Below are 14,633 nucleotides of genomic sequence, written 5' to 3'. Positions count from 1 at the left end.
CGATATTCGGACGCGTCCTCGAGGCCGTTTCGCCAAACGCAAGCGCCCGGCTATGTTTACAGCTTAATAGTAGCAGTAACCCGCCATGCCCGTCATGGCCGTGCATGTGGCGCATCCCACGAGAGCCGCAAGGGCGACGCCCATGAGCAGCTGGGCCAAAAAGCCGAACAGCGCGAATTTCACGGCGGCGTTTTTCGCCTCGGGAAAATTATGCGCATTCGTCAGCCACGCGATCAGGATGGCCACGGGACCCATAAGCAAGCCAAGAGCGGCCCAGCCGAACTTCATGCCGCCCGTAAGGTGGAACAGCGGCATGCCGGGAATGTTCTGCGGCATTTCAGGCTGCCCCTGGAACGGGGGCATCTGGCCCATCGGTGGAACGTGACCCGTCGGAGGCATCTGCCCCGTCGGAGGCACGGCGCCCGCAGGCGGCGGATAAGCCGAAGGATCGAAGTCGGCGGGGGGCGCCTGCACAGGCTGAGGCGCGGGAGGCACGGGGGCCGCAGGCGCGGAAGCGGGCGGAACCTGGTTGTTCGCAGACGGACCGCCGGGAGTCTGCGGTGCGCCCGAAGGATTGATCGTATCGCTCATTTCGTCCTCGATTCGAAGAGGTTGACGTTTCGCCCATTATACCCGCCGTCATCGCATCGCACCTGGTAACGCTTGCGCAACAGCAATCCGGCACGACGATTACGAAGAATACGCCCTATAACGTAGAACGGCGGCCGCACCTCTTCGCAGGTGCGGCCGCCGCATGGCGTCGCTTTCGAATGCGGCGGGCGCGGCCTAGTAATCCGAACCCACGACGACGAGATAGGTGCCGTCGACGCTGTACGTTCCGTCATTGCGAATGACTTTCGCACCGCCGATCGCCTTCGCGATCGCCTGGGCGGTTTCTTCGTTGCCGTCGGCATCGTACACGACGAGCGTAGTGGCATAGTTATACGATTCGGCATCGCCGACGGTCGTCACGTTGTAGCCGCTATTGGTAAGCACGCTCGACGCGTCGGCCGCCACGCCTCCGACGCCGCTGCCATTGCGCACCTCGATTTCCACGTCGGCCAACGACTCCGAGCCTCCGCCGCTCAAAACGCTTTGCGCGACGTATTCTCCGCTAATCGAACCGTCGATGACGCCGCCGTCGTTTGCAGAATCGGCCGCATCGACCGTCGGCGTCTCGCCCGCGTCGACACGCTTCATCATGGCCTTCCAGGCCTCGTTATTGCTGTACTCGTACCAAACGCCGTTCTCGTACGTCGAGATGGTCGGATTCATGCTGGAGTAAATATTGGTAGAAGTGTCCATGCCGCGCATGGCAGAGGCGACGGCGATGATATCGGTCACATTCATGTCGGTGTCGATGTAATCGCACAGCGAAGTGACCGTCGAGGCGATCGTGCCGACATCGGACGCGAGCAGCTTCTTGGCCACCGCTCCCATGACCATGCGCTGATTCGCGGCGCGATAGAAGTCGCCGGCGCCGATTTCATCGTAAGCGTGACGGGCGCGGCACAGAATGAGCGCCTGGTCGCCGTTGAGCGTCTGTTCGCCGGCGGGCACGTAGCCGCCGGCCATGTCGTCGTCTATTTCGACAGGGACGTTCACGTCGATACCGCCCAATGCGTCGACCGCGGCTTTGAAGCCGTCGAAGTCGATTTCAGCATAATGCGAGATGGGAACGCCTGCGAACTTCGAAACGGTCTTCACCGTGAGAGCCGGGCCGCCGAGCGCATGCGCCGCATTGATCTTGTTCTTGCCGTATCCTTCGATGTCCACATAGGTATCGCGCACGATCGAGATGAGCGTGAGCTTCTTGTCTTTAGGGTCGACGCGCGCGAGAATCATCGAGTCGCTGCGGAAATTATCGCCTTCGTATTCGGCGCTTTCGGCGCGCTCCTGCGATTTATCGACGCCCATCAGCAGAATGTAGAAAGGCTCGGTCGGAGCCTTCGCGTCGGCCAGAACGCCTTTAAGGTCGGCACCGACATCGCCAGTCAGCTTGCCGTTGAGCACGCCGACATATGCGAGCGCCGCGGCGCCTGCGCCGATCACCAATGCGGCGAGCACTGCCAGCGCCACGCCCAAAACTTTACTCTTGCGCTTCTTCTTCGCGCGTGCACGGGCATATTCGCCCTGCGTCGATTGGCGCGAATACGACGAAGACGCCGCAGCCTGACGCGGAACGTCGTTGCCGCGCGCATACGAGCTGCGTGAATACGACGACACGTCGCGGCTGTTGCGAGCACGCGGCGCGCCGTTGCGGTATGACGAGGGGGGCTGCTGCGAGGGGTCGCCCGTAGGAAACGAATCGTAAGAACTCGGTCTACGAGAAGCCATAAGGAAGTCTCCTTGCTATCCGGCACACGCCGCGGTTCCTTGCGGCGCAGCGGCTCTGTTCGTCGAATGCGATGCAGCACCGAAAATGCCGGCCGCCGCGAAAACGCCCATCCGACGCATTTGAATATGCGTCATCCTATCTTGCCGAGCGAATGAGCAGGACGTGGGCGGCGAATCTACATCAGGAACCCAGGCAATACGCCTCGGCAGAGGACACGCGATCAGCTCCGAAACGAAAGAAGCGGCCCCGCCTGGGGGGGCCGCTCCGTCGTCGAAGACGACTAATAGAGCGCGGTCGCATCGGGACCGGCGCCCGCCGCCGCAGGGTCGGCGGATGTCGCCTCCTCGGCGCCCGGCTCCTGAATGCCCGTGATCGTGCCGTCGAGCGTGCCGCCGTCGTTGAGGTTGCGACGGTCGTCGGCATAAGGCGGCAATCCCGCATCGACGCGCCCCATCATCATGCGCCATGCGTCCAAATCGCAGTATTCGTACCAAACATCGTTGACGTATGTGGGAATGGTGGGATTCATGGCCGAATAGATGTCTTCGTCGGCATTCATCCCGCGCATTTCGGTGGCCACCTCGACAATGGTCTGCACGTCCATATCGGTAGTGATGTAGTCGGCCATGGCATTGATGGTGTTAGCCATAGTGACCACGTCGGACGACAGGATCTTCTTGGCGATCGCTCCCATGACCATACGCTGGTTGGCCATGCGGTAATAGTCGCCGCTTCCGTAATCGTCATAGGAATGGCGGCTGCGGCACAAGATGAGCGCCTGGTCGCCGTTGAGCGTCTGCAACCCGGCCTCCACGCGGCCGCCCGCCATCTCGTCGTCGATCGTGATGGGGACGTCCACCTCGATGCCGCCCAGCGCGTCGACCGCGGCCTTGAAGCCGTCGAAATCTATTTCGACGTAATGATCGATAGGCACGCCTGCGAATTTGGAAATGGTGTCGACAACGAGCGCCGAACCGCCCAAAGCGGCCGAGGCGTTGATCTTGTCAGGCCCGTAGCCTTCGATGGAAACATACGTATCGCGCTCGATCGACACGAGGGAGACGTTTTTCTGCTGGGGATCGACGCGCGTAAGAATCATCGAGTCGCTGCGGAAAGTGTCCATGTCGCCCGCCGCCACGCGCTCTTCGGAGCGATCGACGCCCATCACCAGCATGTAGAACGGCTCTCCAGGCGCAGCCTTCTCCACGGAAAGGGCCTGCATGAGATTCTGGTCGACGTTTTTATGCAGTTTATCGGAAATGGAGTTCACATACATCACGCCGCCGAATGCGACGCCGCCTACCGCGAGCAGCAGCACCAGCACTACGACCAGCGCTATTTTTGCGCCACGATGCTTCTTCGGCCTGCGCGAAACATAGGCGTCGCGGGAATAGGCGCGTACCGACGCCTTGGCAGGAACGGTGGGGGCGAACCCCTGGGGCGCGAGGAGGCCTCCCTCGTTCGACCGCGGGGCTTCTTCGTTGTTATGGGTATTCTTCTTGCGATTTTTCATACAAGGCATTATGCCCGATTCACCGCGCTTGAAAAGAAAAACCCCGCGCTTTCAGGGAAAAACGCCCCAATTCGTAACAACCGGCCGCTTTATCCGCCGCCGACTTCGGGAAAAACGTCCTACCGGGCATGTCGCAGGCGCGCAAGCCCGCCGATGATGTATCGATTCCTTGAGATTCCTTAAAACGGTTTTCAGATATCGGCCTGCGGGTTAGACTTCCGCATAACGATGTCCGACCACCTGAAACGCACACGAGAGGCATCCATGGCAACCCAGAACAACGGCAACGCGCCCGACCGCCGCAACGACGGTCGCGAGGGCCCGTCGTCTTCATTCCCCCATATCGACGCCCGACCCGCAACCCGCCCGTCCGTGGCGGGCAGCCGCCGCGTGCACGGAACAGCCGATCGCGGTCCCCGTATCGCGCAGCCCACAGGCTCCATGCGCCCCGTCGCGCAGGGCGATACGGGCCGTCCGTCCGTCCAAGCAGGCGCCGAAGCGCCCCGCGTCCGCGGCGGCGAAGGCGATCGGCCCGCGACCCGCCTCCCCCATCCGCGCAAAGACAAGCCGGCCGCCCGACACAATCCCGTCGCGCCGAAAGCCGCCGAACCGGCACGAGACGAAACCGGGCAATCGTTCGTGCCGCTTTGGGACGACAGGCCCCTTTTGAACCCCCGCCTCACGCGCCGCCTCTTCATCGCGGGCGGAGCGGCGGCAGCGGCCGCGCTGCTCGTATTCGGCGTCCCCGCCGTACGTGCGCTCATGCCCATCTCGATCACCGCGAACGGGCAGAAACTCGATCTTTCCGGCAAAAAGACCTTGCAGGCCGCCTACGAAAAAAGCGGCCTGCAGATGACCCCTGGCAATCTTGTCGATGTAGAAGGCCAGGTCATCACCGAAGGCGGCGGCAGCCCCTATCGCGCCACGATCAACGGCCAGGAAGCCGGCGGCGATGCGGAAGTGGCCGACGGCGACGTGCTCGCGTTCGCCGACGGCGCCGACGTCGAAGAGCCCTCCGTCACCGAGGACAAATCCGTCGAGCCCAACCCCGTCGAAAGCGGCTACGGCCCGATCCACGCCATCGACGCGGAGGGGTCCGCGGGCCTGTCCACCGTGAAGACGGGCGAAACCTCGGGCAAGGAAGTCGTGCTCGAAGTGAAGCAGCCTTCCGAAGACCGCGTCTATCTGCGCTCCTACCCCGACACGGGCGGCGAAGCGGTGGTCGCGCTCACCTTCGACGACGGCCCCTGGGAGGGAAGCACCTCCGAAATCCTGGATATCCTGCGCGACAACGGAGCCGCGGCGACGTTCTTCACCGTGGGCAACCGCATCGCCGGCGCCGGCGTCGACCTGGTGAAACGCGAACATGACGAAGGGCATCAGATATGCACGCACAGCTGGGACCACGCCGCAGGCAGCGGTCAAGGCGTGAACCTCTCGTTCATGAGCGTCGATGAGCAGCGCGCTGAAATCGAGCAGGGGCTCAAAGCCATCTCCGATGCCACCGGCGCCGAGGCGAGCCGCGTGATCCGCGCGCCCGGCGGCAACTTCCCCCTGGACGTGTGGCGCAACGTCGAAGACCTCATCGATGCCGACATCGGCTGGGATATCGATACGCTCGACTGGAAGCGCCCCGGCGCGGAGAAGATCGCCGCGCAGCTCAAGGCGGCCACCCCGGGCGACATCATCCTGATGCACGACGGCGGCGGCGACCGCTCGCAGACAGCCGAGGCGCTGCGGCGCGCCCTGCCCTACCTCAAAGACCAAGGGTTCCGCTTCATCACCATGGATGAAATGCTGCGATACCCCCGCAAACAGGCCTAAGCCCGCACGGCTCGGCCGAACGCCCTAAGGCCCGCTTCCGCCCCGCGCGGCAGAAGCGGGCCTTCGCTTTTCCGTCGAAAACCGCACGCGCGGCGTTGCGCCCCGAATGCGCCCATTATGTCTGGAATGTAAAATCCAGGTACTTTACCGAAATAAAGCGCGATAGCGTATTGAACTCGCCGCCGCGGTGCCTATAATCTGGGTTACTCAACAAATGCGACGACAGGGGCGAGTGAGGACGAATCCATCCCCAGCAAGCAGGCGGTCATGCGAGCCTGCGATGGACGGGCCTTGAAACCCCCTCGAGCAGCGAAGCCGAACGCAGAGCGCGGGCGCGGGCGACCCTCGCGAACACGATCTGCCGGGTACGCTTCGCCGGACGCCTTCCGTGACAAGGCATCGTCGAGGGTTTCTCGCTCGCATACCTTGAGCCGCTGCACTGACGAGGGAAAGCGAGACATGCGATGAACCATCGAAGCGATGCCATCAAGAAAGGCCTTGCGCGTGCGCCGCACCGCAGCCTTCTGAAGGCCGACGGCCTTACCGACGAAGAACTCGACCGCCCGCTCGTCGCGGTCATTTCCGCCCAGAACGAAGTCATTCCCGGACACGTGCATCTCCAGACCATCGCCGATGCCGTGAAGGCGGGCATCCGCATGGCGGGCGGCACTCCGATGCAGATGAACACCATCGGCGTCTGCGACGGCATCGCCATGAACCACGAAGGCATGCATTATTCGCTCACCAGCCGCGAAGTGATCGCCGACAGCGTCGAGTGCGCCGTCCAAGGCCACCAGTTCGACGCCGTGGTACTGATCCCCGCCTGCGACAAGATCGTCCCCGGCATGCTGATCGCGGCCTGCCGCCTCGACCTTCCCACCATGCTGGTCTCGGGCGGCCCCATGCTGGCCGGGCGCGACAAGTCCGGCAACCAGACCGACCTCAACACCCTCTTCGACGCCGTGGGCCAGGTGACCGCGGGCACCATGACGCAGGAAGAATGCGACTTGCTCGAGAACACCGCCTGCCCCACCTGCGGCAGCTGCTCGGGCATGTTCACCGCCAACTCCATCTGCTGCCTGGCCGAAGCCCTCGGCATCGCGCTGCCCGGCAACGGCACCGTTCCGGCCGTGTACTCCGAGCGCATCCGCCTGGCAAAGCGCACGGGAATGAAGGTCATGGAGCTGCTCGAAGCGGGCACCACGGCCCTCGACATCATCAACGAGCACTCCATTCGCAACGGCATGGCGCTCGACATGGCCTTCGGCGGCTCCACCAACACCATGCTGCACCTGACGGCCATCGCCCAGGCGGCGGACTGTCCCGTGAGCATGGACGACTGGGACGACGTCTCCGCGAAGACCCCCAACCTCACCCGCATCGCGCCCGCGGGCCCGCTGCACATCGAAGACCTCGACGCCGCAGGCGGCATCCCCGCGATCCTCGGCGAGCTGGGCCGCGCCGGCCTGCTCGACACGCAGGCCCTCACCTGCCACGGCACCATGGCCGAATGGCTCGAGGAATGCCCCGCCGTCGACGGTACGGTGGTGCGCCGCGTCGAAGACGCCTACAGCGCCACGGGCGGCCTGAAGGTGCTGCGCGGCAACCTGGCCCCCGATTGCGGCGTCGTGAAGAAGAGCGCCGTCGATCCGGACATGTACCGCCATGTCGGCCCCGCCCGCGTCTTCGAAAGCGAGGAAGAGGCCTGCGAGGCGATCTTCGGCGGCGCCATCAAGCCGGGCGACGTAGTGGTCATCCGCTACGAAGGCCCAGCAGGCGGACCGGGCATGCGCGAAATGCTCACGCCCACCAGCGCCATCTGCGGCATGGGCCTGGCGAAGTCGGTCGCGCTGATCACCGACGGCCGTTTCAGCGGCGCGACGAAAGGCCCCGCCATCGGGCATGTGAGCCCCGAAGCGGCCGCGGGCGGACCGATCGCCCTCGTGCAAGAGGGCGACGTCATCGCTATCGACATCGAGGCAGGAACCCTCGATTTGAAGGTAGAAGAAGAGGAGCTCGCACGCCGTCGCGCAGCCTGGCAGCCGCCGGCGCCGAAGTACACGACCGGCGTGCTTTCCCGCTATGCAAAACTCGTGACGAGCGCAGACAAGGGGGCGTATCTGGCATGATCGACAACCGAGACACGCAGCTTGCCCGCAAAGAGCGCGCCGTGGAGGGGAAGCCCTTCGGCCCGGGCAGCGCAACGGAAAAACAAGGCAAAACCATGACGGGCGCGCAGGCCGTCATCGCATCGCTTGAGGCCGAAGGCGTCGATACCATTTTCGGCTACCCGGGCGGACAGGCGATCAAGATCTACGACGCGCTGTACGGCTCCAAGAAGATCCGCCACGTGCTGGCGCGCCACGAACAGGGCGCCACCCACATGGCCGATGGCTATGCGCGCGCCACGGGCAAGGTGGGCGTCGTGCTGGTGACCAGCGGTCCCGGCGCCACGAACACGGTCACGGGCATCGCCACCGCCTGCATGGACAGCGTCCCCATGGTGATCATCACGGGCCAGGTGACCCGCGGCGTGATCGGCACCGACGCGTTCCAGGAATCCGACATCGTGGGCATCACCATGCCCGTGGTCAAGCACAGCTTCCTTTTGCAGTCCACCGACGACCTCACCCGCACCTTCCGCGAGGCCTTCTATATCGCCTCAACCGGACGCCCGGGCCCCGTGCTCATCGACATCCCAAGCGATTTGGCCAGCGCCGAAATGGTGTTCGAATACCCCGACAGCGTGAACCTGCCCAGCTACCGCCCCACCTACCGCGGCAACGTCAAGCAGGTCAAGCAGGCCGTCTCGCTCATCGAGCAGTCGAATCGCCCGCTGCTGTACGTGGGCGGCGGCGTCGTGGCATCGCATGCCTGCGCCGAGCTGGCGCAGCTCGCGCGCTCCATGCGGATTCCCGTGGTCACCACGCTTATGGCGAAAGGCGCCTTCCCCGCCGACGACGAGCTCAACCTGGGCCCCGTAGGCATGCACGGATCCAAGTACGCCAACATGGCCATGACCGAATGCGACCTGCTTATCTGCGTTGGCGCGCGCTTCTCCGACCGCGTGACCGGCAAGCTGTCCGAGTTCGCTCCGCACGCCACGGTCATCCACATCGACATCGATCCGGCCGAAATCGGCAAGATTCGCGACCCTAAGGTGCCGATCGTCGGCGACGCGCAGGGAATCTTGGCCGGCATGAACGCGCTGATCGAGAAGACGCAGCTGGCCCCCGTCGGCACGGAATGGTTCGCCCAGTGCGACGAATGGCGCCGCCGCTGGCCGTTCTATCACGATGATTTCGAAGACTTCCCAGGCCAGATCATCCCCGAAATCGTGCTCGACACCCTTTCGGAAAAGCTCGACCCCGACAACTCCATCGTCACCACCGAAGTCGGCCAACACCAGATGTGGGCTCACCAGCACATCAAGCGCAACCACCCGCGCTCGTTCCTTTCGAGCGGCGGCTTGGGCACGATGGGCTTCGGCTTCCCCGCGGCAGTGGGCGCGCAGATCGCCTGCCCTGACGCGCAGGTCGTCTGCGTCGCCGGCGACGGAAGCTTCCAGATGAACAGCCAGGAAATGGCCACGGCCGCCATCAACGGCGCTCCCGTGAAGGTGCTCATCCTGGACAACCGCGCGTTGGGCATGGTGCATCAGTGGCAGAAGCTCTTCTACCACGAGCGCTACTCCTCCACGCTGCTCGATGCGAACCCCGATTTCGTGAAACTGGCCGATGCCTACGGCTGGCAGGCCGAGCGCGTCGAAAACCCCGCCGAAGTGGATGCGGCGATCGACCGCATGCTCGCAAGCGAGGGCCCCTACCTGCTCGACGTGGCCATTTCGGCCGAGCAGAACGTCTACCCCATGGTCGCTCCGGGCGCTGCGCTCGACGACATCATCGGCGCGATCGACCTGACCGTCGGCGGCGTGCGCGTGACCCGGAAGGGCGCGGCCGCCGAAGACGCCGATGCCGATGCCGAAGGAGGCGAAGAGTAATGAAGCACATCCTCTCCGTCTTGGTGGAAAACAAGCCGGGCGTGCTCTCGCGCGTCACCGGGCTCATTTCTCGACGCGGCTTCAACATCGAGTCGCTCACCGTGGCGCCGACCGAAGACGTCACCATGTCGCGCATGACCATCATCGTCAACGCGGATGAAATGGGCTTCGAGCAGATCACCAAGCAACTGCACAAGCTGGTGAGCGTCTACAAGATCAGCGACCTCACCGACGAGGACGCGCTCGAACGCGAGCTCGCGCTGTTCAAGGTATGCGCGCCCGCCGAAAAGCGGCACGAGGTGATCGAAGTCGCGAACCTATTCCGCGCCAAAATCGTCGATGTCGGCAAGACCACGTTGACGATCGAAGCCACCGGCGACGAGAACAAGCTAGGCGCGCTCGAGGACCTGTTCCGCGCCTATGGCATCAAGCAGCTCACGCGCACCGGCAAGATCGCCATGTCGCGCGGGGCGTAGGCGCACGATACGCGGCAAGAAAGCCGCATCGCCGCGAAACAATCAAGACTTTTGACGCTTGACCAGGCGCCGAAGATAGAAGAGAAGGAGATTTCAAGATGGCCGTCACTATCTATTATGAGCAGGATTGCGATTCCTCGATCATCCAGGACACCAAGGTCGCCGTCATCGGCTACGGCTCCCAGGGCCATGCCCATGCACTGAACCTCATGGATTCAGGCGTCGACGTACGCGTCGGCCTGCGCGAAGGGTCGTCGTCGTGGGCCAAGGCCGAAGAAGCGGGCCTCAAGGTGACCACGATGGACGAGGCCGCCGAGGAAGCGGACCTTATCATGATGCTCGTTCCCGACGAGCTGCAGCCCAAGATCTACAAGGAGCATATCGAAGCCCATCTGAAGCCTGGCAACACGCTCGCATTCGCGCACGGCTTCAACATCCATTACGGCTATATCGTCGCCCCCGAAGGCGTCAACGTGATCATGTGCGCGCCGAAGGGCCCCGGCCACATCGTGCGTCGCCAGTACACCGAAGGCTCCGGCGTTCCCTGCCTGGCCTGCGTCGCCCAGGATGCCACCGGCACCGCATGGGATCTGGCCCTGTCCTACGCCTGGGGCGTGGGCGGCGCCCGCTCCGGCATCATCAAGGCGACCTTCAAGGAAGAGACCGAAGAAGACCTGTTCGGCGAGCAGGCCGTGCTCTGCGGCGGCCTGGTCGAGCTGGTGAAGGCCGGCTTCGAGACCCTGACCGAGGCGGGCTATCCGCCGGAGCTTGCCTACTTCGAGTGCTACCACGAGATGAAGATGATCGTCGACCTCATGTACGAGAGCGGCATCCACTTCATGAACTACTCCATCTCCAACACCGCCGAGTACGGCGAGTACTACGCCGGCCCCAAGGTCATCAACGAGCAGAGCCGCGAGGCCATGAAGCTCATCCTGGAGCGCATCCAGAACGGCGAGTTCGCTCGCGAGTTCGTGGCCGACTGCGAGAACGACCACAAGTGGCTGCTCGAACAGCGCGAAGCCATCAACACGCACGAAATCGAGCAGACGGGCGAGAAGATCCGCTCCATGTTCAGCTGGATCAAGAAGGACTAACGCTTCAATACGCCGCGCGAAGCAGATGAACGAAAAGGACGCCTTGGCGTCCTTTTCGCATTTCGGAAGACGGAAAACACCGATGACGAAAACTCAGAACAGGCTCATCTGACCGTCGGCAGGGATGCTGGAGCACGACTCGGACCGCTGCTCGAAGCGCGATTCCAAGACGATGGAGCCTCGGTCGGCCAGCGACGCGAACCCGTCGCCGAGCCAGCGCCATGCCTCGTGCCATGAAAGCACGATCGGCATGCGGTCGTGAACAGGGGCGACGCTTGCATTGGGCTGCGTGGTGACCACCGAGAAGCACCCGTCTTGCTGCACGCCTGCCAATAACATCGGACCGCCGTCGGGCGTGCCGAACGAATACAGGCTGCGACGACGTTTCTTCGCAACGCCGTCCGAAGCGGCGGGTTGATTCTGCGTTTCGAAAAAGCGCACGGCCGGCACGATGCAGCGACCCTGCGCTATGGCGCGGCTCCACATGCCGCCTTCGGACGACAGCGCCGTCTCGATACGCGTGTTGAATACAGGACGCTTCGCCCAAGGCGCTGCGAATCCCCAGGTCGCTTCGACCGCCTCGACGCCGCCCGATGCAGTCGGCACGATAATGCCGACACAAGAGCCTGGAAACGCATCGGCGCGAGGCGCACCCGCCGGCCAATCGGGCTCCCAAACCGGAGCCGTGCCGTAGAAAAGCGCCCGAACGACACCCTGCGTCTCATCGTGCATCAGCATGGTGAACCGATGGCACACAGCCCCTCCTTCACACGGCCCCTAAGGCGCCCGTACTCCTCGTTTTCTTCATATATGCATTTATTTGCAAATATGAACGAAAGTATCCAACGATTATGCACTCGTAAAAACATCCTTGTATTTTAAGGCCTTGGCGTGCCGATTTTTTGCCGGTTTGGCACGGCTCACGCGGCCAGAGGGCAAGACGCGCAGCGCCCACCTGGGAAAACGCAAGGACATGCGCCCACGACCCAAGCATTCGGCCGTGCATATCGCCGAATTCCTGCCAAAGCCTCGAAAAAATGACCTCGAGCGCCCTGAAAAAACGAAAAAGGCCGCCGCCCGAAGGCGACGACCTGACATTTCGTGGAGCCGATGAGCGGACTCGAACCGCTGACCTACGCATTACGAGTGCGTTGCTCTACCAACTGAGCCACATCGGCACACTGCATTTTTTTAAATGCGAGTGAGAATTATAGCGGGTCATTGCCGTTTCGTCTAGAGAAACTCTCATTCATAAAGAAATCGAAGCTCCGAAACAAGCTGCATGACGGGACTGGCTGGGCCACCAGGACTCGAACCTAGACTAAAGGCACCAAAAACCCTTGTGCTGCCATTACACCATGGCCCAATGCGCCGCTACAAAAAAGGCGGGCAATGCCCGACCTTCCGTGAATCATGCATGGTGGGCCGTGAGGGAGTCGAACCCGCGGCCTTGGGATTAAAAGTCCCCTGCTCTACCAGCTGAGCTAACGGCCCACTTCATGATATGCGCGATTGCGCAGGTAAGTATTTTACCTGCGAAAGGCATTGCGGTCAATGAGATTCTAAAAAGTATTCGCATATAAAGAAAGGCGCTTGCGCGCCTTCGATCAATCGAAATGGTGCCCGAGGCGAGATTCGAACTCGCACGTCTTTCAACAACGGTTTTTGAGACCGCCACGTCTGCCATTCCGTCACTCGGGCGCAGAGGTGCATTATAAACGAATGGAGCCGTCCTGCCAAGAATGCGTTCGCGACGTTTTCGCCGAAACGGCGCATGCACTCCGCATCCGCCTCGACGGACATGCCGAACGGGCAACAGCTCTTTTCCTGCGGAAACGCTGTAGTAGAATAGGCCCGTACCATCCCCGATGCAAGAGAGAGGATAGGGGATCGCATGCCTAATACCGAATTTCTGAAAGAGGTCGATGAGTTCATCGACGAAAACTGGGAGGAAATCGTCGACGAGATCGGCAAGCTCATCGCCATTCCCAGTGTAGTCGACTTCGATCGCGCCACGCCCGAAGACCCCAGCGGCCCCGAGGCGCACGACGGCCTTCGCGCCGCCGTCGATCTGGCGTCGCGCCTGGGCTTCGACGCATTCGACGACAAGGGCGAAATCGGCATCGCCGACCTGAAGGGCGAAAGCGACACGCTGCTCGCCATGATCTGCCACTCCGACGTGGTCTCGCCGGGCGTCGGCTGGACGCTCGATCCGTGGACGCTTCTGCGCAAAGACGGATTCCTGCTCGGCCGCGGCACCCTCGACGACAAGGGCCCGCTCGTCGTTTCCCTGTACTGCATGAAGTTCTTCAAAGACAAGAACTGGAAGCTCCCCTACACGCTGCGCATGCTGATCGGCACCAACGAGGAAACGGGCACGATGAAAGACGTGGCCTACTACCTTGAGAACTACCCGGCGCCGGCCTTCCTGTTCACTCCCGACGACATGTTCCCCGTCTGCTATGGCGAAAAGGGCGGCTTCGACGGCCTGATCACTTCGAAGCAGTTCGTCGGCGGCAACATCATCGACTTCACCACCGGCGACGCTTCCACCAACGCCGTTCCCAGCCAGGCCACGCTCGTCGTGCGCGCCGATGCCGCCGAGCTGCCCGCGGCCCCCGGCATCGACATCTCCTCCGAAGGCGAATACGCGCGACTGGTATCCACCGGCCGCGGCGGCCACGCCTCCATGCCCGAAGGCACCGTGAACGCCATCGACATGCTCGTGAAATACGCCCTGGCCAATGACCTGTGCACCGAGGACGAAAACGTCTTCCTGCGCATGATAGGCCGCATCATGGACTCCACCGACGGCAGCTCGGTCGGCATCGACACCTGCGACGGATTCTTCGATCCGCTGACCTGCATCGCAGGCACTATCCACTTCGAAGAAGGACGCCTGAAGCTGACGATCGACATCCGCTTCCCCACCTCCACCAATCGCGACGACCTCATGGCGAAACTCACGCCTGTCGCCGAAGAAGGCGAAGCGACGATCGAAAACGTCCTGCTCATGGAGCCTTTCCTGATGAAGCCCGATAGCCCCGCGATCAAGATCCTCGCCGAATCGTACCGCGAAGCCACCGGCCTCGACGGCGAGCCCTTCACCATCGGCGGCGGCACCTATGCCCGCGAATTCCCGTGCGCGGCGAGCTTCGGCCCCGAAGACCCGCACGACGAGTACCCCGCATGGGTCGGTCCGATGCACGGCGCCGACGAGGGCATCTCCGAAGAGACCCTGAAACGCGCCATGCGCACCTATATCCTGACGCTCAAGCGCCTGATGGAAATCGACCTCACCACGCTGAGCGAATAACGCGGCATAAAGCGGACAAAAACGAAAAGCCCGCTGAATGACGATCGAAGAAGAAGGCCCGCCGAGAAG

10 protein-coding genes and 4 tRNA genes are annotated in these 14,633 nt (G+C 62.8%); 6 read left to right on the top strand and 8 right to left on the bottom strand.

Annotated elements, in window-relative coordinates; all coding sequences use genetic code 11:
• Nucleotides 1-63: 63 nt before the first annotated feature.
• The 3 genes from Q6E04_RS04345 to Q6E04_RS04335 form a co-directional block, all read right to left on the bottom strand.
• The gene (locus Q6E04_RS04345) at nucleotides 64-591 is read right to left on the bottom strand and encodes a spore coat protein SP96 (protein WP_303249575.1); all 528 of its coding nucleotides are present in this window, start codon (nucleotides 589-591) and stop codon (nucleotides 64-66) included.
• 195 nt (nucleotides 592-786) lie between these two features.
• Nucleotides 787-2,337 (bottom strand): LCP family protein, encoded by a 1,551-nt coding sequence (locus Q6E04_RS04340; protein ID WP_303249574.1) that lies wholly within the window; start codon nucleotides 2,335-2,337, stop codon nucleotides 787-789.
• 281 nt (nucleotides 2,338-2,618) lie between these two features.
• The gene (locus Q6E04_RS04335; RefSeq protein WP_303249573.1) at nucleotides 2,619-3,851 is read right to left on the bottom strand and encodes an LCP family protein; all 1,233 of its coding nucleotides are present in this window, start codon (nucleotides 3,849-3,851) and stop codon (nucleotides 2,619-2,621) included.
• A 264-nt stretch (nucleotides 3,852-4,115) separates the two neighbouring features.
• Between Q6E04_RS04335 and Q6E04_RS04330 the strand changes: the two genes are divergently transcribed.
• The 5 genes from Q6E04_RS04330 to ilvC all read left to right on the top strand — a co-directional run bounded on the left by Q6E04_RS04330 (nucleotide 4,116) and on the right by ilvC (nucleotide 11,248).
• Entirely contained in the window at nucleotides 4,116-5,675 is a 1,560-nt protein-coding gene (locus tag Q6E04_RS04330; protein WP_303249572.1) for a polysaccharide deacetylase family protein, read from the top strand.
• A 464-nt stretch (nucleotides 5,676-6,139) separates the two neighbouring features.
• Nucleotides 6,140-7,804, top strand: coding sequence for a dihydroxy-acid dehydratase (gene ilvD / locus Q6E04_RS04325; RefSeq protein ID WP_303249571.1), 1,665 nt, complete (start codon nucleotides 6,140-6,142; stop codon nucleotides 7,802-7,804).
• A complete protein-coding gene (ilvB, locus tag Q6E04_RS04320; protein ID WP_368656401.1) occupies nucleotides 7,801-9,675 on the top strand; it encodes a biosynthetic-type acetolactate synthase large subunit in 1,875 nt (624 codons plus the stop codon). Before ilvD ends, ilvB begins: the two co-directional genes overlap by 4 nt.
• On the top strand, nucleotides 9,675-10,151 hold the full coding sequence (gene ilvN, locus Q6E04_RS04315; RefSeq protein WP_303249570.1) for an acetolactate synthase small subunit: 477 nt from the start codon (nucleotides 9,675-9,677) through the stop codon (nucleotides 10,149-10,151). Before ilvB ends, ilvN begins: the two co-directional genes overlap by 1 nt.
• 98 nt (nucleotides 10,152-10,249) lie before the next feature.
• Nucleotides 10,250-11,248, top strand: coding sequence for a ketol-acid reductoisomerase (gene ilvC / locus Q6E04_RS04310; protein WP_303249569.1), 999 nt, complete (start codon nucleotides 10,250-10,252; stop codon nucleotides 11,246-11,248).
• Nucleotides 11,249-11,341: 93 nt separating this feature from the next.
• Here the strand turns inward: ilvC and Q6E04_RS04305 are convergent, their stop codons facing one another.
• The 5 genes from Q6E04_RS04305 to Q6E04_RS04285 form a co-directional block, all read right to left on the bottom strand.
• Complete coding sequence (locus tag Q6E04_RS04305; protein WP_303249568.1) at nucleotides 11,342-12,004, bottom strand: SOS response-associated peptidase; 663 nt, start codon at nucleotides 12,002-12,004, stop codon at nucleotides 11,342-11,344.
• 346 nt (nucleotides 12,005-12,350) lie between these two features.
• Nucleotides 12,351-12,426 (bottom strand) — tRNA-Thr (locus Q6E04_RS04300).
• A 114-nt stretch (nucleotides 12,427-12,540) separates the two neighbouring features.
• A tRNA-Gln gene (locus tag Q6E04_RS04295) sits at nucleotides 12,541-12,614 on the bottom strand.
• A gap of 52 nt (nucleotides 12,615-12,666) precedes the next feature.
• Nucleotides 12,667-12,742: transfer RNA gene (locus Q6E04_RS04290), tRNA-Lys, on the bottom strand.
• A gap of 123 nt (nucleotides 12,743-12,865) precedes the next feature.
• A tRNA-Leu gene (locus tag Q6E04_RS04285) sits at nucleotides 12,866-12,949 on the bottom strand.
• Nucleotides 12,950-13,142: 193 nt separating this feature from the next.
• Here Q6E04_RS04285 and Q6E04_RS04280 point away from each other — a divergent pair.
• Nucleotides 13,143-14,564 (top strand): Sapep family Mn(2+)-dependent dipeptidase, encoded by a 1,422-nt coding sequence (locus Q6E04_RS04280; protein ID WP_303249567.1) that lies wholly within the window; start codon nucleotides 13,143-13,145, stop codon nucleotides 14,562-14,564.
• Nucleotides 14,565-14,633: the final 69 nt, after the last annotated feature.

The organism is uncultured Slackia sp. (genome assembly GCF_959608125.1).
Classification (GTDB): Bacteria; Actinomycetota; Coriobacteriia; order Coriobacteriales; family Eggerthellaceae; genus Slackia.
This window is presented reverse-complemented; position numbering and strand designations above follow the sequence as displayed.

What these genes read in the sequence shown, in the direction of transcription:
- Q6E04_RS04335 (WP_303249573.1), bottom strand. Translation starts at nt 3,851, where the DNA reads ATGAAAAATCGCAAGAAGAATACCCATAACAACGAAGAAGCCCCGCGG.
- Q6E04_RS04345 (WP_303249575.1), bottom strand. Translation starts at nt 591, where the DNA reads ATGAGCGATACGATCAATCCTTCGGGCGCACCGCAGACTCCCGGCGGT.
- ilvB (WP_368656401.1), top strand. Translation starts at nt 7,801, where the DNA reads ATGATCGACAACCGAGACACGCAGCTTGCCCGCAAAGAGCGCGCCGTG.
- ilvD (WP_303249571.1), top strand. Translation starts at nt 6,140, where the DNA reads ATGAACCATCGAAGCGATGCCATCAAGAAAGGCCTTGCGCGTGCGCCG.
- Q6E04_RS04280 (WP_303249567.1), top strand. Translation starts at nt 13,143, where the DNA reads ATGCCTAATACCGAATTTCTGAAAGAGGTCGATGAGTTCATCGACGAA.
- Q6E04_RS04330 (WP_303249572.1), top strand. Translation starts at nt 4,116, where the DNA reads ATGGCAACCCAGAACAACGGCAACGCGCCCGACCGCCGCAACGACGGT.
- ilvC (WP_303249569.1), top strand. Translation starts at nt 10,250, where the DNA reads ATGGCCGTCACTATCTATTATGAGCAGGATTGCGATTCCTCGATCATC.
- Q6E04_RS04340 (WP_303249574.1), bottom strand. Translation starts at nt 2,337, where the DNA reads ATGGCTTCTCGTAGACCGAGTTCTTACGATTCGTTTCCTACGGGCGAC.
- ilvN (WP_303249570.1), top strand. Translation starts at nt 9,675, where the DNA reads ATGAAGCACATCCTCTCCGTCTTGGTGGAAAACAAGCCGGGCGTGCTC.